The organism is Rhodococcus sp. Q (genome assembly GCF_005503035.1).
Lineage (GTDB): Bacteria > Actinomycetota > Actinomycetes > Mycobacteriales > Mycobacteriaceae > Rhodococcus_G.
The window spans coordinates 86,312-102,735 of sequence record NZ_SCOY01000016.1; the positions used below are offsets into that span (position 1 = coordinate 86,312).

The 16,424-nt window shown below is 67.7% G+C and carries 14 protein-coding genes and 3 tRNA genes; 6 read left to right on the forward strand and 11 right to left on the reverse strand.

Annotation, left to right across the window (positions count from 1 at the left end; genetic code table 11):
• Nucleotides 1–44: 44 nt before the first annotated feature.
• The 3 genes from FFS72_RS16355 to leuC all read right to left on the reverse strand — a co-directional run bounded on the left by FFS72_RS16355 (nucleotide 45) and on the right by leuC (nucleotide 2,997).
• Nucleotides 45–767 carry an HU family DNA-binding protein gene (locus FFS72_RS16355; RefSeq protein ID WP_137874931.1) on the reverse strand — a complete coding sequence of 241 codons (723 nt, stop codon included), beginning with the start codon at nucleotides 765–767 and terminating at the stop codon, nucleotides 45–47.
• A gap of 154 nt (nucleotides 768–921) precedes the next feature.
• Complete coding sequence (gene leuD, locus FFS72_RS16360) at nucleotides 922–1,536, reverse strand: 3-isopropylmalate dehydratase small subunit (protein ID WP_137874932.1); 615 nt, start codon at nucleotides 1,534–1,536, stop codon at nucleotides 922–924.
• 27 nt (nucleotides 1,537–1,563) lie between these two features.
• Nucleotides 1,564–2,997 carry a 3-isopropylmalate dehydratase large subunit gene (gene leuC, locus FFS72_RS16365; RefSeq protein ID WP_137874933.1) on the reverse strand — a complete coding sequence of 478 codons (1,434 nt, stop codon included), beginning with the start codon at nucleotides 2,995–2,997 and terminating at the stop codon, nucleotides 1,564–1,566.
• 171 nt (nucleotides 2,998–3,168) lie between these two features.
• Here leuC and FFS72_RS16370 point away from each other — a divergent pair, with 171 nt between their 5' ends.
• From FFS72_RS16370 to FFS72_RS26510, 3 genes are all read left to right on the forward strand, one after another.
• Nucleotides 3,169–3,888, forward strand: a complete 720-nt coding sequence (locus FFS72_RS16370) for an IclR family transcriptional regulator (RefSeq protein WP_137874934.1) — start codon at nucleotides 3,169–3,171, stop codon at nucleotides 3,886–3,888.
• Between the two features lie 89 nt (nucleotides 3,889–3,977).
• Entirely contained in the window at nucleotides 3,978–4,475 is a 498-nt protein-coding gene (locus FFS72_RS16375) for a pyridoxamine 5'-phosphate oxidase family protein (RefSeq protein WP_137874935.1), read from the forward strand.
• Nucleotides 4,476–4,585: 110 nt separating this feature from the next.
• On the forward strand, nucleotides 4,586–4,753 hold the full coding sequence (locus FFS72_RS26510; RefSeq protein ID WP_249353361.1) for a DUF5302 domain-containing protein: 168 nt from the start codon (nucleotides 4,586–4,588) through the stop codon (nucleotides 4,751–4,753).
• Nucleotides 4,754–4,818: 65 nt separating this feature from the next.
• Here the strand turns inward: FFS72_RS26510 and FFS72_RS16380 are convergent.
• The 5 genes from FFS72_RS16380 to FFS72_RS16400 all read right to left on the reverse strand — a co-directional run bounded on the left by FFS72_RS16380 (nucleotide 4,819) and on the right by FFS72_RS16400 (nucleotide 7,591).
• Nucleotides 4,819–4,891: transfer RNA gene (locus FFS72_RS16380), tRNA-Glu, on the reverse strand.
• A gap of 38 nt (nucleotides 4,892–4,929) precedes the next feature.
• A tRNA-Glu gene (locus FFS72_RS16385) sits at nucleotides 4,930–5,005 on the reverse strand.
• 53 nt (nucleotides 5,006–5,058) lie between these two features.
• Nucleotides 5,059–5,130: transfer RNA gene (locus tag FFS72_RS16390), tRNA-Gln, on the reverse strand.
• A 137-nt stretch (nucleotides 5,131–5,267) separates the two neighbouring features.
• Nucleotides 5,268–6,743 carry a glutamate--tRNA ligase gene (gene gltX, locus FFS72_RS16395; RefSeq protein WP_137874936.1) on the reverse strand — a complete coding sequence of 492 codons (1,476 nt, stop codon included), beginning with the start codon at nucleotides 6,741–6,743 and terminating at the stop codon, nucleotides 5,268–5,270.
• A gap of 74 nt (nucleotides 6,744–6,817) precedes the next feature.
• On the reverse strand, nucleotides 6,818–7,591 hold the full coding sequence (locus tag FFS72_RS16400) for a fumarylacetoacetate hydrolase family protein (protein ID WP_137874937.1): 774 nt from the start codon (nucleotides 7,589–7,591) through the stop codon (nucleotides 6,818–6,820).
• 75 nt (nucleotides 7,592–7,666) lie between these two features.
• On the opposite strand from FFS72_RS16400, the gene FFS72_RS16405 reads away from it, so the two are divergent.
• The 3 genes from FFS72_RS16405 to FFS72_RS16415 all read left to right on the forward strand — a co-directional run bounded on the left by FFS72_RS16405 (nucleotide 7,667) and on the right by FFS72_RS16415 (nucleotide 11,668).
• Complete coding sequence (locus tag FFS72_RS16405; protein WP_137874938.1) at nucleotides 7,667–8,884, forward strand: MFS transporter; 1,218 nt, start codon at nucleotides 7,667–7,669, stop codon at nucleotides 8,882–8,884.
• Between the two features lie 107 nt (nucleotides 8,885–8,991).
• Entirely contained in the window at nucleotides 8,992–10,353 is a 1,362-nt protein-coding gene (locus FFS72_RS16410; RefSeq protein WP_249353362.1) for a lipase family protein, read from the forward strand.
• 52 nt (nucleotides 10,354–10,405) lie between these two features.
• Complete coding sequence (locus tag FFS72_RS16415; protein ID WP_137874939.1) at nucleotides 10,406–11,668, forward strand: hypothetical protein; 1,263 nt, start codon at nucleotides 10,406–10,408, stop codon at nucleotides 11,666–11,668.
• Between the two features lie 69 nt (nucleotides 11,669–11,737).
• On the opposite strand, the gene FFS72_RS16420 is transcribed toward FFS72_RS16415, so the two are convergent.
• The 3 genes from FFS72_RS16420 to FFS72_RS16430 all read right to left on the reverse strand — a co-directional run bounded on the left by FFS72_RS16420 (nucleotide 11,738) and on the right by FFS72_RS16430 (nucleotide 16,312).
• Nucleotides 11,738–12,751, reverse strand: a complete 1,014-nt coding sequence (locus tag FFS72_RS16420; RefSeq protein WP_050067235.1) for a 3-isopropylmalate dehydrogenase — start codon at nucleotides 12,749–12,751, stop codon at nucleotides 11,738–11,740.
• Between the two features lie 121 nt (nucleotides 12,752–12,872).
• Complete coding sequence (gene serA / locus FFS72_RS16425) at nucleotides 12,873–14,465, reverse strand: phosphoglycerate dehydrogenase (RefSeq protein WP_137874940.1); 1,593 nt, start codon at nucleotides 14,463–14,465, stop codon at nucleotides 12,873–12,875.
• A gap of 158 nt (nucleotides 14,466–14,623) precedes the next feature.
• Nucleotides 14,624–16,312, reverse strand: a complete 1,689-nt coding sequence (locus FFS72_RS16430) for a SulP family inorganic anion transporter (RefSeq protein WP_249353363.1) — start codon at nucleotides 16,310–16,312, stop codon at nucleotides 14,624–14,626.
• Nucleotides 16,313–16,424: the final 112 nt, after the last annotated feature.

Consider the following 16,424-nt stretch of genomic DNA (forward strand, 5'->3'; position numbering starts at 1 on the left):
TGTCGACGGTTTCCCGTCGACACCCTCTTTTCGGATTTCGGTGACTACCGCTTGCGCGCGGTGGTCTTCTTGGCCGGAGCCTTCTTGGCGGGCGCCTTCTTGGCCGGAGCCTTCTTGGCGGGGGCCGCCTTCTTCGCGGCGGTCGCCTTGGTGGCGGTGGTCTTCTTGGCCGGTGCCGCCTTGGTGGCAGTGGTCTTCTTGGCCGCGGTGGTCTTCTTCGCCGCGGTCGCCTTGGTGGCGGCGGCCTTCTTGGCCGGCGCCGCCTTGGTGGCGGTGGTCTTCTTGGCCGCAGTGGTCTTCTTCGCCGCGGTCACCTTGGTGGCGGTGGTCTTCTTGGCCGCGGTGGTCTTCTTCGCGGGAGCGGCCTTCGCGACCGTCTTCTTCGCGGGCGCAGCCTTCTTCGCTGCGGTCTTCTTGGCTGCGGCGCGCTTCGCCGGAGCAGCAGCGGCCGAGCCACGCTTCACGGCCGGGCCGGACGAGGGCAGCTTCTGCTTGCCTGCGATGACAGCCTTGAACTGGGCGCCGGGCCGGAACGCGGGCACGGACGTCGGCTTGACCTTCACGGTCTCACCGGTGCGCGGGTTGCGAGCGACACGGGCCGCACGCCGACGCTGCTCGAAGACACCGAATCCGGTGATGGTGACGTTCTCTCCGGCGTGGACCGCGCGGACGATGATGTCGACGATGTGCTCGACCGCGTCGGTCGCGCTGCGTCGATCCGAATCCAACCTCTCGGTCAGCTGATCAATGAGCTCTGCTTTGTTCATTGGATGATTCCTCCACAAACCAATGGCCCAATTGACGGACCGACTAGCAAACACGGTAAACCGGAAACGGGCAAGAGTCTATGTGCCACGCCAATTCTCATGGCTTTCTCACGGCGTGGCAACCCGTTTCCGGCTTCCGATGTGCTTAGCGCCCCTACGCGTTCTCCCCCGCTGCGCGTGCAGGCAACGTAGCAGGTTTCCAAGACGGCCTTGACTTTTCGAACTCGGAAATCGCCTCTACCTGGCGCAATGTGAGTCCGATGTCGTCGAGACCCTCCAGCAGACGCCACCGCGTGTAGTCGTCAATGGCGAAGGGCACCACCAGAGTTCCGGCACTCACGGTCCGCGACGTGAGATCCACGACAATTTCCAGACCGGGCTGCTCCTCGAGCGCCTTCCACAGCAATTCGACGTCCGACTGCTCGACCTGAGCAGCGAGCAGACCGGCCTTTCCCGCGTTCCCGCGGAAGATGTCGGCGAAGCGAGACGAGATCACGACACGGAATCCGTAGTCGGACAGCGCCCACACCGCGTGCTCACGCGACGATCCGGTGCCGAAGTCGGGACCCGCGACCAGAACTGTGGCCTTGTCGTACGGCTCCGTGTTCAGAATGAAACCGGGATCGGCGCGCCACCCGGCGAACAGTCCGTCCTCGAAACCGCTTCGGGTCACCCGCTTGAGGTAGACCGCGGGGATGATCTGGTCGGTATCGACATTGGAACGTCGCAGCGGGACGCCGATGCCCTTGTGAGTCGTGAAGGCTTCCATCGAGATTCTCCTCCTGATTCCGAATGTCTAGTCGAGGTCGGACGGCGCCGAGAGCGTTCCGCGCACCGCGGTCGCGGCCGCCACGAGCGGCGAAACCAGGTGGGTACGACCACCCTTGCCCTGCCGTCCCTCGAAGTTGCGGTTCGAGGTGGACGCCGACCGCTCACCGGGCGCCAGCTGATCCGGGTTCATTCCCAGGCACATCGAGCACCCGGCCTGGCGCCATTCCGCCCCTGCGGCCGTGAAGATCTCGCCGAGGCCCTCGTCTTCGGCCTGCGCACGCACGCGCATCGAACCGGGGACGACCAGCATCCGAACGCCGTCGGCAACCTTGCGGCCGTTGAGGACTCCGGCGACCGCGCGCAGATCCTCGATCCGTCCGTTCGTGCACGACCCGACGAACACGGTGTCGATCGGAATCTCGCGAAGCGGGGTTCCCCCCTCCAACCCCATGTAGGCGAGCGCCTTCTCGGCCGCGGCGCGCTCCCCCTCGTCGGCGATCTCGGCGGGAACCGGAACCGACGCACCGAGCGGAGCGCCCTGCCCGGGGTTCGTACCCCACGTGACGAACGGGGTCAGAGCGGCACCGTCGAGGTGCACCTCGGCGTCGAAAACCGCGTCGTCGTCGGTCTTCAGCTCGTTCCACGCGGCAACGGCGGCGTCCCAGTCCGAACCCGTGGGCGCGTGCGGGCGACCCTTGAGGAACTCGTAGGTCGTCTCGTCGGGCGCGATCATGCCTGCGCGGGCACCTGCCTCGATCGACATGTTGCAGATCGTCATTCGAGCTTCCATCGACAGCTTGCGGATCGCCTCGCCGCGATACTCGAGGACGTAACCCTGGCCGCCGCCCGTTCCGATCTTGGCGATGACCGCGAGAATCAGGTCCTTGCTCGTGACCCCGTCGGGCAATTCGCCGTCGATGTTGATCGCCATCGTCTTGAACGGGCGCAGCGACAGGGTCTGCGTGGCCATCACGTGCTCGACCTCGCTGGTTCCGATTCCCATTGCGATGGAACCGAACGCGCCGTGCGTCGAGGTGTGACTGTCGCCGCACACCACCGTCATACCGGGCTGGGTCAGGCCGAGCTGCGGACCGACGACGTGCACGATGCCCTGTTCGAGGTCACCCATCGGGTGCAGCCGGACCCCGAACTCTTCGCAGTTGCGCCGCAAGGTGTCCACCTGCAAACGGGACACGGGATCCGCGATCGGCTTGTCGATGTCGAGGGTCGGAACGTTGTGGTCCTCGGTCGCGATCGTCAGGTCGGGGCGGCGGAGCTGCCGACCCGCCAAGCGAAGTCCGTCGAACGCCTGCGGACTGGTCACCTCGTGCACCAGGTGCAGGTCGATGTAGATCAGGTCGGGCTCGCGTGCGGCCCCTTCACCCTCGCCTCGAACGACGACGTGCTGATCCCACACCTTCTCCGCCAGTGTGCGCCCTCTGCTGGCCATGTTCTCCACCTCTTCGTGATTCGTCGCTCACCCGGGAGCGGCACAGGTTTGCTGCCGCGCGAGCGGCACGTACCTCGCGGACTACGGGCTGGTCCGGCGAGATCCGATGTCCATCATCCCTCGCATCATGTCCACACCTCGAATTTCCATCCCACAATGCGAGACGTTAGTATCCGATCTATGAGAAAGCATAGCGCTCAGGCGGTCACCAGCGGGATCGGGGTACTCGACAAGGCCATGTCGGTGCTGCACGCCGTCGCCGACGCGCCCTGCAGCCTTGGAGAGCTCTGCGCGAGAACCGGACTGCCGCGGGCCACCGCACATCGCCTCGCCGTCGGCCTCGAGGTCCATCGCCTCCTCAGCCGCGACGCCGACGGCCTGTGGCGCACCGGACCCGGACTTGCGGACCTGGCACCCACCGCCAATGACAATCTCCTCGAAGCCGCGGCGATGGTGCTGCCCCGCCTTCGCGAGATCACCGGCGAGAGTGTGCAGCTGTACCGCCGTGAAGGTCTGCAGCGAGTGTGCATCGCGTCGATGGAGCCCCCGACCGGACTGCGCGACACCGTCCTCGTCGGCGCGCGACTGCCCATGACCGCAGGGTCCGGCGCCAAGGTCCTTCTCGCGTGGGCCGACGCTCAGGTCCAGCGTTCCGTCCTGCCCGACGCGCTGTTCAGCGACCGGGTTCTCGCCGAGGTCCGCAAGCGCGGCTGGGCGCAGAGCGCCGCCGAACGTGAGCAGGGTGTCGCGAGCGTGGCCGCGCCGGTCCGCGACCGCACCGGCGCCGTCGTCGCGGCGATCTCGGTGTCCGGGCCGATCGACCGGATGGGCCGCCGGCCCGGTGCCCGATGGGCGTCGGACCTGCTCCACGCCGCGGAAGCGCTGCACAAGCGGCTCTGAATCTTCCGCGACCCGCCCGGGGCGCCCTCGCGCGTGGCACAGTGCTGGGAGGAACACGTTCCAGTACACCCGAAAGGCAGGGCGCCGCAGTGGGCACCAAACAACGCTCGCAGATCACGATGACGGACACCGAGATCTCCGAGTTCATGCATCAGAGCCGTGTCGCCACCATGGCGACGATCGGGCCGAGCGGCACTCCGCACCTGATCGCCATGTGGTACGCGATCGTCGACGGAGAACTCTGGTTCGAGACGAAGGCCAAGTCCCAGAAGGTACTCAACCTGCGACGCGACAACCGGATCACGGTCATGATCGAGGACGGCAACACCTACGACACGCTCCGCGGAGTGTCGTTCGAGGGCACCGCCGAGATCATCGACGACCACGACGCACTCTGGTCCGTCTGCGTCAGCGTGTGGGAGCGCTACACGGGCCCCTACACGAAGGAGGCCGACCCGGCGATCGCGATGATGGCGAACAAGCGGGTCGCGGTCCGGGTGAAGGCCGACCGGGTGCGGTCGTGGGACCACCGGAAGCTGGGGCTTCCGGAGATGCCCGTCAGCGGCAGCACCGCCCAGTACCTGTAGCTCGGCAATACCTGAAACACCGGAAAATGCCCGCGACGCACGGCGCGGACGAGGGTACGGTCACGATGCGACCACCGAACCGGACTCGACCAATCGAGGAGGAACGCATCGTGACCGAATCCGAGAGCGAACACATCAAGGAACAGTTCCGGGAAGCACTCGAGCGCAAGAGCCATCAGCATTCGAAACACGGCAACGCGCCCGCCGGGGACTCCAAGATCCACCAGTCACACGGTCCGTCCGATCACAAGCGCGAATTCCGGCGCAAGAGCGGCTGACGGACTTCCACCGCCTCCACTACGCAGAAGACCCTCCGGTATACACCGGAGGGTCTTTCTCGTTGTAGCCCCGACGGGATTCGAACCCGCGCTACCGCCTTGAGAGGGCGGCGTCCTAGGCCGCTAGACGACGGGGCCAGGAATGCCTCAGCAGATGATGTTCGGCACGCTCTCCGTGGTAGCCCCGACGGGATTCGAACCCGCGCTACCGCCTTGAGAGGGCGGCGTCCTAGGCCGCTAGACGACGGGGCCAGGGAACGTGCCGTTCTGCTTGGACGGTTCGGTTGACGTTCACCGAACTTCCGCTGGGGTACCAGGACTCGAACCTAGAATGGCGGTACCAGAAACCGCTGTGTTGCCAATTACACCATACCCCAATGACCTCAGCGGCTCGCTCAACCTCGCGGCGTTGCTCTCCGTTTCGGACGAGGGAAACCATAGCAAAGCCCTGGGGTCATTCTCCAAATCGGCTGGTCAGAGGGCCGAAATCGGCGCTCCGACCAGCCGAGCCGGACTACTGACCGATCTGCGCTCGGGCAGAACGCAGCCGGTCGAGCGTCGTCTGGCGTCCGAGCAGCTCCATCGACTCGTACAGCGGCGGGCTGATGTGCGACCCACTGACCGCGACCCGGACCGGAGCGAAGGCCTTGCGAGGCTTGAGTTCGAGACCGTCGATCAACGCCGCCTTCAGCGCGGCCTCCAGATCCGCGGTCGCCCACGTGCCGAGACCGTCGAGAGCGATGATGGCGGCGTCGAGCACCGGCGCCGCGTCGGCACCGAGGTTCTTTGCCGCGGCCGCGGGGTCGATCACGAACTCGTCGTCGGAGACGAACAGGAACTTGAGCAGGTCCCACGCATCCGAGAGCACCACGATCCGGGTCTGCACCAGGTCCGCCGCCACCGCAAAGGCATCCGCGTCGAGGGCGTCGACCGGGTGGCCGTGCGTGGTCAGGAACTCCCGCAGGCGGCCTGCGAAGTCCTCCGGGGTCAGCAGCCGGATGTGCTCTGCGTTGATCGCGTCGGCCTTCTTCTGGTCGAACCGGGCCGGATTCGAGTTCACCTTGGCGATGTCGAACGCGGCGACCATCTCGTCGAGCGAGAACACGTCGTGGTCGTCGGCGATGCTCCACCCCAGCAGTGCCAGGTAGTTGAGCAGCCCCTCTGGGATGAACCCGCGGTCGCGGTGGATGAACAGGTTCGACTCGGGGTCACGCTTGGAGAGCTTCTTGTTGCCCTGACCCATCACGAACGGCAGGTGGCCGAACTGCGGGGTGAAATCGGCCACACCGACGCGCTGCAGCGCCTCGTACAGCGCGAGCTGACGCGGCGTCGACGACAGCAGGTCCTCGCCACGCAGCACGTGTGTGATCTTCATCAACGCGTCGTCGACCGGATTGACGAGGGTGTACAGCGGAATGCCGTTGCCGCGGGTCAGCGCGAAGTCCGGGACGGTGCCCGCCTTGAACGTCGTCTCCCCACGCACCAGGTCGACCCAGGTCAGGTCGTGGTCGGGCATACGCAGCCGCACGACGGGCTTACGGCCCTCGTCGAGGTACGACTGCCGCTGCTCCGGCGTCAGGTCGCGGTCGAAGTTGTCGTACCCCAGCTTGGGGTCGCGGCCGGCCGCCTTGTGCCGCGCCTCGACCTCCTCGGGCGTCGAGAACGACTCGTAGGCCTCGCCCGCCTCGAGCAGCTTCGCGACGACCTCCAGGTGGAGGTCACGCCGCTGGGACTGCCGGTAGGGCTCGTAGGGCCCGCCGACCTCGGGACCCTCGTCCCAGGTCAGGCCGAGCCACCGCAAGGCGTCGAGGATCGCCTGGTACGACTCTTCCGAGTCGCGGGCGGCATCGGTGTCCTCGATACGGAAGACGAACTTGCCGCCGTGGTGCCGCGCATACGCCCAGTTGAACAGGGCGGTGCGGACGAGCCCGACGTGCGGGGTTCCGGTCGGAGACGGGCAGAAACGGACGCGCACTTCGCTGGTGGTCATGGCTCACTTGGGTCGAGGGTCGTCGGGGGATCAACCCCAGATTAGTCCTCCCATGCCGTGCGACCGCGTTCGAATCAGCCTTTCGCGACGACCGGGTTGCTCAGCGTCCCGATGCCCTCGACCGTGACGTTGACGGTGTCGCCGGCGACGATCGGGCCGACGCCTTCCGGCGTGCCCGTGAGGATCACGTCTCCGGGCAGGAGGGTCATCACCGCGGACACCCACTCGATGATCTTCGGGATGTCGTGCAGCAGAAGGGAAGTACGGCTCCGCTGCTTGACCTCACCACCGACCTCGGTGGTGATCTCGACGTCCGACGCGTCGAGCGAGGTCTCGATCCAGGGGCCGAGAGGGCAGAAGGTGTCGTGCCCCTTGGCCCGGGTCCACTGCCCGTCCTGGCGCTGATGGTCACGGGCCGAGACGTCGTTGGCGACGGTGTAGCCGAGCACGACGTCGAGCGCCTTCGACGCGGGCACGTCCTTGCAGGGCCTGCCGATGACCACGGCGAGTTCACCCTCGAAGTGGACCTCGTTCGAGGTGGGGGGAAGCACGATCGGAGCGCCCGGCCCGACGATCGAGGTGTTCGGCTTGAGGAAGATGACCGGCTCGGCGGGGGCCTCTCCGCCCATCTCGGCCGCGTGCGCGGCGTAGTTCTTGCCGACGCAGATCACCTTGCTCGCCAGGATCGGCGCGAGCAGTCGCACGTCCGCGAGCGGCCAACTCCTGCCGGTGAAGGTCGGGTTACCGAAGGGGTGCTCCGCGATCTCTCGCGCGGTGCGCTCATCCCCCTCTCCCTCGATCGACACGAAGGCGACCCCATCCGGGCTTGCGATTCGACCTAGACGCATGTCGAGATCGTAGCGCTCGTCCACATATTGGGAGCATGTTTTCATTGGCTGGGACGCTGTGCCTACCGTTGCAGCATGACCAGCACCGCGTTGTTCACCGTCAGCACCACCCGACGCTGGACGATCCTCGCGCTCGGCGTGTTCGCCCAGGCCGCCCAAGCCGTCCTGGTCAACGGCACTGCGTTCCTCATCCCGACGCTGCACGAGCAGCACGACATGAGCCTCACGCAGGCCGGAACACTGGCCTCCGCGCCGGTGTTCGGCGTCGTGTTCGCTCTGGTCGCCTGGGGCGCAATCGCAGACCGGTACGGGGAGCGCATCGTCCTGACATCCGGCCTCGCTCTCGCCTCGGTTGCCGTCACCGCCGCAGCGGCGACGTCGTCCACCGTCGCGCTGGCGGTGTTCCTCGCGATCGGCGGCGCCTGCGCCGCGTCCGCCAACGCCGCGAGCGGCCGGGTCGTCGTCGGCTGGTTTCCCCCGCACCAGCGCGGTCTCGCGATGGGGATCAGGCAGATGTCGCTGCCACTCGGTGTCGCGATCGCCGCCATGACCATGCCGCTGTTGGCCCGCGACCACGGAATCGGGTGGGCGCTCGCCTTTCCCGCAGCGATCTGCGCGATCGCGGCCGTCGCGTGTGCCGTCGGGATCGCCGATCCGCCCCGTCCCGACCGGAAGGAGGCCGAAGCGCAGGGACTGCTCGCCAACCCGTACCAGCAGTCGTCGGTCCTGCCGCGCATCCACGCCGCGTCGGTACTGCTCGTCGTTCCGCAATACGTGGTGTGGACGTACGCGCTGGTATGGCTCGTCACCGACGTCGGCTGGGCCGAAGCCGCAGCCGGACTGGTCATCACCGCCGCACAGTTCCTCGGCGCGGCGAGTCGCGTTGCCGTCGGAATCTGGTCCGATCGCGTCGGCAGCCGCCTGCGGCCGCTGCGCATCGTGGCCGTCGCCGTCGTGTGCTCGATGCTCGCCCTGGGTGTCGTCGCGACGACCGGCTCGCCGCTGGCGGTGGTGCTGCTGGTGATCGCGTCGGTGACCACCGTCTCCCCCAACGGTCTCGCGTTCACTTCCGTCGCGGAGATTGCCGGACCCTACTGGGGTGGGCGCGCGCTCGGCGTCCAGAACACCTGCCAGTTCGTCGCGGCAGCGACAGTGGGACCCGCCTTCGGTGCCGTGATCGGCACCGTCGGATTCGCCGGGGCGTTCGCGATTGCGGCAGTGGCACCCGCCTTCGCGGTTCCCCTGGTGCCGCAGCGACTCCGAGGGAGATCGGGTACCGAAACGACCCTGTGACCAATGCGAGTTGTGGTTAACTTGCGCGTCCTCGACGCGGTACCCGAGCGGCCCGACGGGACGACGCGGATTCGCGAACCACGCTCTCCCGGAACGGAGTCACACCGGTGCCGACCTCCGGCCGCTGGCATGTGCGGCGTCTCGCCGTCGTCGCATGCACGCTCGTCGCCTGTACCCCGATCGGCGCCGCCGTTGCCGCCCCCATCCCCGACACGGCGGTGCCGATCGACGTTCCGGCACCCGACGAGGTACTCACCGAGTTCGCGGAGGGCGCCCTCAGGGACGGGAGGTTCGCGACCCCACAGGAAATCTGGGACGGACTGACTGGTACCGACCAGTTCTTCGACGAACCTCCGCTGCGTGGAGACGAGAAGCCCGGAACCCTACTGCGAGCCGAGCCCTTCGAGCTCCAGTTCGCCGGTGTCGTGCCGGGGCGGATCGACGCATGGAAGCTCATGTACGTCACGGAGAACGTCCACGGCGGTCTCGACATCGGCACCGCCGTCATGATGGTTCCCGAGGACGACCGAGGGGACGCAACGCGGCCCGTGATCGCCTACCAGGAGGCGAACGACTCGGTGGGCGCCGGATGTCACCCTTCCAGCCAGTGGACCGGAGGGGTTCCGATCGAGCCGTCCGGGTGGTCCGCCATCGGACCGCTCACCCAGATGTGGAGCGCAGGCGCGGCAACGGTGATCACCGATGTCGGCAACGATGCCGATCCCGCACCGCATGGCATCTTCGCGGGACGGTACGCGGGAATGGCGGTACTCAACGGCGTCCGCGCCGCCTTCGACGTCGGGGCGCCGGGCGTGCGACGTGACAGCCCGGTCGGCGCCTTCGGGATCGCGGGTGGCGGCGTCGGGGCCGGATTCGCCGCCGAGTACCAACCCGACTACGCACCCGAGATCGACCTGCGCGCGACGGTTCTCGAGGCGATGGTTCCCGACCAGCGCAGCTTCGTCGACAACTCCGCGGACGGGCTCGGAGCCGGCTTCGCCTTCGCCACCCTCCTCGGCCTCGAGGCGCAATACCCGGAGATGCGTATCGACGAGAAGCTCACCCCGGCCGGACGCGCCCTCGCGGACCATTTCCGAGGAAGCTGCCAGGTCGCCTACTTCACAACGCCGTTCCTGCCGTTGCAGGCGCTGTTCACCTCGGGCGTCAGGCCGGCGGACATCCCCGAGTTCCAAGCCGTGTTCGCGGACAACGACCTCGGTCGCGGTGCCGCGCCCACCTCGAAGGTGCTCGTGAGCAACTGCCGGGCGAACGACTCGTTCCTCATGGTCGTCCCCGTGGCGGACACGGCCGCCCTCGTCGAGCGGTACCGCGCGATGGGAACCGACATCACCTACCAGCCGCTCGACTGCGCGGACGCCGTCATGGTCACCCAGCCCTACCGCTGGCTGACCGAGCTGTACGGGATGCACACCGTCGACTGGCTGCTGACCGAACTGGACGAGAACTGAGCCGAGCCGGCCCACCGGACACCCGGTCGCCGCACCAACCGGAAAGAGCACGATGCCCCTGTCTCCCAAGCGGTTCGCAGCCCGTCTCGCCGCCGCCGTCCTTCCCGCGGCACTTCTGTCCGCGACAGTCGTTGCCGTGCCGTCCGCGCACGCGTCCGATCTCGACGCGGTGCTCAACCTTTCGCTGACCAATCGACTGGCCGATCAGGCACCCGGTGGCGTCAATGCCTCCCTGCCAACGGATCTCGCGGCGCTCGAAGCCCTGGTCGACAGTGCGCGCAGCTCCCGCCGCCCCGCCACCGACTACGCGGCACTGCTGTTCCAGTACCGCCTCGTGCAGGCAACCACCGAGGCGGGCATCGATCTCGCGGCGTGGGATCCGAGCGCCGGGTTCAGCGCCAACCGCGACAACATGATCCGGTCGTACCGGTACTACGAGAACTTCCAACTGGACCGCCGGGAACTGCAGTGGGCCGGAATGGGCGGAATGGTCGGTGGCGACTTCGGTGGCGGCATCGCGGACATGGAGCTCGCGAACACCGTGTACGGACTGCCCGGCCTGCAAAAGACCGCGCAGACGGTGCTCGGAGCCGTCGAATCCGCCTTCGGGGAGGCGGGAATCGCGCAACTCCCGGAGGGGCTGCGCACTCTTGCGGAACGTGCGGGCGACATCACCACCACCGACCTCGACTGGTTCATCCGGCGCGTCGTCATCATGCAGAAGGCGATCTTCGACGACCTGATGCCGATGCACTACGCCTACAGCCACGAGGGCCTTCCCGCCATCGAGGAGTTCCACGACGCGGGCCTGATCCCGGACGACGTCCTCGCCGCCTGGCACGACGTCGCGTCGGGCGACCCGGACCGCATCGCCGCAGGCAATGCGGCACTGTTGCGCCGTGAGCAGTTCACGGTCGTCGGGCAGCTGTGGGACGACACCCGCGCCTACCGTGACGGACTCGGCGGCGCACTGACATACGTCATGACGATGGTCGGTTCCCCGTCCATCGCCGGGGTGCCCGCCCTGCGGGAGCACGATCCGATCACCGTGACCGCCACCCTGCCCGACGGGCGCGCCGCCACGCTCACCACTCCACTTCCCGCCTGGGACTGGTCGATCTTCGAGGACCGGTGGACCTACGTCGAGGGTGAGCTGCTACCGCGCTACCGGGACATGACCGAAAACGACTGGCCGACGCTGAAGGCCGCGCTCGAGGTTCCCTACGAGCGCCAGTTCGAGTCACAGCGCGCCACCGCGCGCATCCCCCAGCTTCTCGGCGACGTGGCCACGGCAACGACCGTCACCGTCAACTGACCTGCGAATGACACAGGGCCCGAGCGGAATCCATCTGCTCGGGCCCTGTCGGGTTCTGCGAGATACCGGTCAGACCGCGGCAGCGATCCGGTCGCCGACCTCGGTGGTGACGATCGGACCGTCGCCGCGCACGGCCAGGTCGGCCTCGACTGCCCGCTCGACTCGCGCGGCGTCGTCCTCGCGACCGAGGTGACGCAGCAGCAGAGCGGCGGACAGGATCGCGGCCGTCGGGTCGGCGATCCCCTTGCCCGCGATGTCCGGCGCCGAACCGTGCACCGGCTCGAACATCGACGGGTTGGTGCCCGAGGCGTCGATGTTGCCGGACGCTGCGAGACCGATACCGCCGGTGACCGCGCCCGCGAGGTCGGTGATGATGTCGCCGAACAGGTTGTCGGTGACGATCACGTCGAACCGGCCCGGATCGGTGACCATGTAGATGGTCGCGGCGTCGATGTGGCAGTAGGCCGTCTCGACGTCGGGGTACTCGGCGCCGACCGTCTCGACCGCGCGGGTCCAGATCCGGCCCGCGTTGGAGAGCACGTTCGTCTTGTGGATCAGCGTCAGGTGCTTGCGGCGGCTCTGTGCCAGCTCGAAGGCGTACCGCACGACGCGCTCGGCACCGAACCAGGTGTTCACCGAGACCTCGGTCGCGACCTCGTGCGGTGTTCCGACCCGGATGGAGCCGCCGTTGCCGGTGTACGGCCCCTCGGTGCCCTCACGGACGACGACGAAGTCCATGTCCGGGTTGGCTGCCAGCGGCGAGCTCGAACCCGGGTAGGTGCGGGCGGGACGCAGGTTCACGTGGTGATCGAGCAGGAAGCGCATGTTCAGCAGCAGACCCCGCTCGAGGATGCCGGGACCGACCAGTCGGGGATCGCCGATCGCGCCGAGCAGAATCGCGTCGTGCCCGCGGATCTCCGCAAGCTCCGCCTCCGGCAGCAGCTCACCGGTCTCGTTGTAGCGCTTGGCACCGAGGTCGTACTCGGTGGTCTCGAGGTCCGGAACGAGCTTCCGCAGCACCTTCAACGCTTCCGCGGTGACCTCGACACCGATGCCGTCACCGGGGATGACCGCAAGCTTCATGAACACACACTCTCTTCCTCGTTGAACCGGCCACCCGTGAGGACCGGTGAATCCGGCTGTGGCCGCGTCCGATTCGACGATTCGCGAACGGACGCGGCCACAGCCGATCTTCGATGACCGATCAGGACAGGTCGACCTGCGCGACGCGAGCGTCGAGCTGCTCGACGATCTGCTCGACCTCGGCGTCGCCGACAACGCGGTCGACGCGCAGGATGACCGTGGCGCCCTCGCCCTCGGCGTCCTGGCTCAGCGCCGCGGCCTGGATGTCGATGCCGGCGTTGCCGAGGACGGTGCCGAGCGTGCCGAGCACGCCCGGGCGGTCCGCGTAGTGCACGACGATGTTGTGGCCCTCGGCGCGCAGGTCGAAGCTGCGGCTGTTGACGTTGACGATCTTCTCGATCTGCTGCAGACCGGTCAGGGCGCCGGCGACCGCGGTGACGGTGCCGTCGGCAGCGACGGCGCGCACCTCGACGGCACTGCGGTGCGACTGCGCCTCGCTGTGCTTCTCGACCTCGACGCTCACGCCGCGCTGCTCGGCGAGCTGCGGCGCGTTGACGAAGGTGACGGCCTCGTCGCTGCTCGCGGAGAACAGGCCGCGCAGTGCGGCGAGGCCGAGGATCTCGACGTTCTCGGCGGACAGCTCACCGGTGACGACGACCTGGACGTTCTGGACGGCCTCGGGCGACAGGGTGCCCGCGAGCAGACCGAGCTTGCGGACGAGCTCGAGCCACGGCGCGACCTCTTCGCCGACCGGGCCACCGGAGACATTGACGGCGTCCGGAACGAACTCGCCCGCCAGCGCGAGCAGCACGCTCTTCGCGACGTCGGTGCCCGCGCGGTCCTGGGCCTCCGAGGTGGATGCGCCGAGGTGCGGGGTGACGACGACGTTGTCGAGATCGAACAGCTTCGAGTCGGTGCAGGGCTCGGTGTTGAACACGTCGAGGCCTGCGGCACGGACCTTGCCACCGACGAGCGCGTCGTACAGCGCATCCTCGTCGATGAGACCACCGCGAGCGGCGTTGACGATGATGACGCCGTCCTTGGCCTTCGCCAGACGCTCGGCGTTCAGCAGTCCCGCGGTCTCCTTCGTCTTCGGCAGGTGCACCGAGATGAAGTCGGCGCGCTCGACGAGCTCGTCGATGTCGACGAGCTCGATGCCGAGCTGCGCGGCGCGGGCGGCGGGCAGGTAGGGGTCGTACGCGATGAGGTTCGTCTCGAACGCCGCAAGGCGCTGCGCGAACAGCTGGCCGATCCGGCCGAGGCCGACGACGCCGACGGTCTTGCCGAGGATCTCGGTGCCGTTGAAGCTCGAGCGCTTCCACGTCTTCTCACGCAGCGTGCGGTCGGCGGCCGGGATCTGGCGCGCGGTCGAGAGCAGCAGCGACACGGCGTGCTCGGCGGCCGAGTGGATGTTCGAGGTCGGTGCGTTGACGACCATGACGCCGCGCTCGGTTGCGGCGGGGATGTCGACGTTGTCCAGGCCGACGCCTGCGCGACCGACGATCTTCAGCTTCGACGCGACGGCGAGGACCTCGGCGTCGACGGTGGTGGCGGACCGCACGAGCAGGGCGTCGGCTTCGGGCACGGCGGCCAGCAGCGCGGGACGGTCCGGACCGTCCACCCAGCGCACCTCGACACCGTCACCGAGAGCATCGACGGTCGATTGTGCGAGCTTGTCGGCGATCAGTACGACGGGACGGCCATTCTGGCTCACGAGCGAACTCCCCTGCTAGGTGTCTGGGCGGATCGTCCACGAACGGTGGTCGCGGGACGCGCCCACGAATTTCGTGACGCGGACAGCTTAGTGGCCCCGCCCCCGCGGGATCACCCCGCGGGTGGGTAATACCACATGGTGGACGCCACCGGAAGGGGTCAACCCCGATTCTCGAACGCCTCGACCGCGGTCTCGAGGGTCGGATAGAAGTGGTCGGATCCGAACCTCTCCCCCAGCCCGAGCCTCTGCAACTTGTCCTTGACCGGATCCTTCATCTCCGCGAAGACCAGCTCGATCCCGTTGCCGGACAGGTACTGATCGAGTTCGACGAGCTCGTCCATCGCCGTCGTGTCCACCCCCGTCATCGGCTCGGACGCGATGATCACCCACCGCACCGGTTCGGGAGAGCGCGCGACGACACGGCGCGCATAGTCGTCGAAGATGGCGCCGTTCGCGAAGAACAGCTGCGCGTCGAACCGGATGATCACGAGACCGGGGATCCGATGTCCGGTCGGATTGCGTTTGATGTCGTGGTACCCGTCGATCCCGGGCACCGCCACCAGTTCGGTGCGGTACGGACGCCACGCGTGGACCACGACGGCGACGAACGAGAGTGCAATGGCGACGACGATCCCTTCCAGGACGCCAACCAATGCGACCCCCAGGAACGCCGCGATCGCCAAAACCGTCTCGACCCGGCTCATCGACCACATGTCCACGATGCTGCGGATGTCGACCAGCGAGGTCGCCGCGACGATCACGACAGCGGCGAGGGCCGCCTCCGGAAGGTATCCGGTGAGGCCCGGTGCGACCAGGATGAACACCACGATCAGCAAGGCACCCACCACACCGGTCAGCTGGGTCTTCGCCCCGTTCTGCTCCGCCACCGGTGTCCGGGACGAACTGGCCGACATCGGGAACCCGCCGAGGAGGCCGCTGGCGACGTTGGCGGTACCGATCGCGCGCATCTCCTGGCTGCCGTCGACGGATTCTCCGCGTCGGGCGGCGAACGTCCGTGACAGCACGCCGGTGTCGGCGAACGCCACCAGCGCGATACCCGCCGCGGGACCGATCAACTCCGCGACGTCCGACCACTGCAATCCTCCGAGCGCGGGCGCGGGAAGACCCTGTGGGAGTGCGCCGACCATCGGGATGTCGTCGTCGAGGCCGAGGAAGTAGGCGACGGCGATGGCGCCGAACACGGCGACCAGCACACCGGGAATGCGGCTGTGGAAGAGCTTGAACGCCACGATCACCGCGATGCCACCGATGCCGATCGCCGCCGCACTGGGGTCGATCTCCCCTCCCGCGATCGCGGACACCGTTGCCCGCATCTCGTCGATCAGGTTCACCCCGTCCACCGAGAAGCCCAGCAGTTTCGGGATCTGGCTGACGACCACGACGAGCGCGATGCCGTTCAGGTAGCCCAGCCGAATCGGCTTGGACAGCAGGTCCGTGACGAAGCCGAGCCGAAGGATGCCGCCGAGGACCAGGATGGCGCCCATCAGGATCGCCAGGAGGCCGGCGAGGGCGACCGCACGCTCGGGGTCACCTGCCGCGAGCGGGAGCACCGCGGCACCGATGATCGGCGCGAGCGACGAGTCGGGGCCGAGCACGAGGATCTTCGACGGCCCGACGAGGGCGTACACCAGGAGCGGGACGATGGTCGCGTACAGGCCCGTCTCCGGCGGGAGGCCGGCCGCCTGCGCGTATCCCATTCCGGCGGGGATCAGCAACGCGGTGAGCGCGATGCCCGCCGTGATGTCGGTCCGCAGCCAGGACCGCTGGTAGGTCCGGGCGACATCGACCCCCGGAAGCCACGACTTCGTCAACGACTCACGTGTCACCGATCACCTGCCTGAAAGCACGAAACCCGACGTTCTTCCGGACAGTGTGCACCGTCCGGGAGAACATCGGGTATCGACATGCGCTGCGCGCCCGTGAGTGATTTTCACCCCG

Bases quoted from the DNA above. Each gene is read 5' to 3' on its own strand.
- FFS72_RS16355 (WP_137874931.1), bottom strand. From the start codon at position 767: ATGAACAAAGCAGAGCTCATTGATCAGCTGACCGAGAGGTTGGATTCG.
- leuD (WP_137874932.1), bottom strand. From the start codon at position 1,536: ATGGAAGCCTTCACGACTCACAAGGGCATCGGCGTCCCGCTGCGACGT.
- FFS72_RS16370 (WP_137874934.1), top strand. From the start codon at position 3,169: ATGAGAAAGCATAGCGCTCAGGCGGTCACCAGCGGGATCGGGGTACTC.
- gltX (WP_137874936.1), bottom strand. From the start codon at position 6,743: ATGACCACCAGCGAAGTGCGCGTCCGTTTCTGCCCGTCTCCGACCGGA.
- FFS72_RS16400 (WP_137874937.1), bottom strand. From the start codon at position 7,591: ATGCGTCTAGGTCGAATCGCAAGCCCGGATGGGGTCGCCTTCGTGTCG.
- FFS72_RS16405 (WP_137874938.1), top strand. From the start codon at position 7,667: ATGACCAGCACCGCGTTGTTCACCGTCAGCACCACCCGACGCTGGACG.
- FFS72_RS16415 (WP_137874939.1), top strand. From the start codon at position 10,406: ATGCCCCTGTCTCCCAAGCGGTTCGCAGCCCGTCTCGCCGCCGCCGTC.
- FFS72_RS16420 (WP_050067235.1), bottom strand. From the start codon at position 12,751: ATGAAGCTTGCGGTCATCCCCGGTGACGGCATCGGTGTCGAGGTCACC.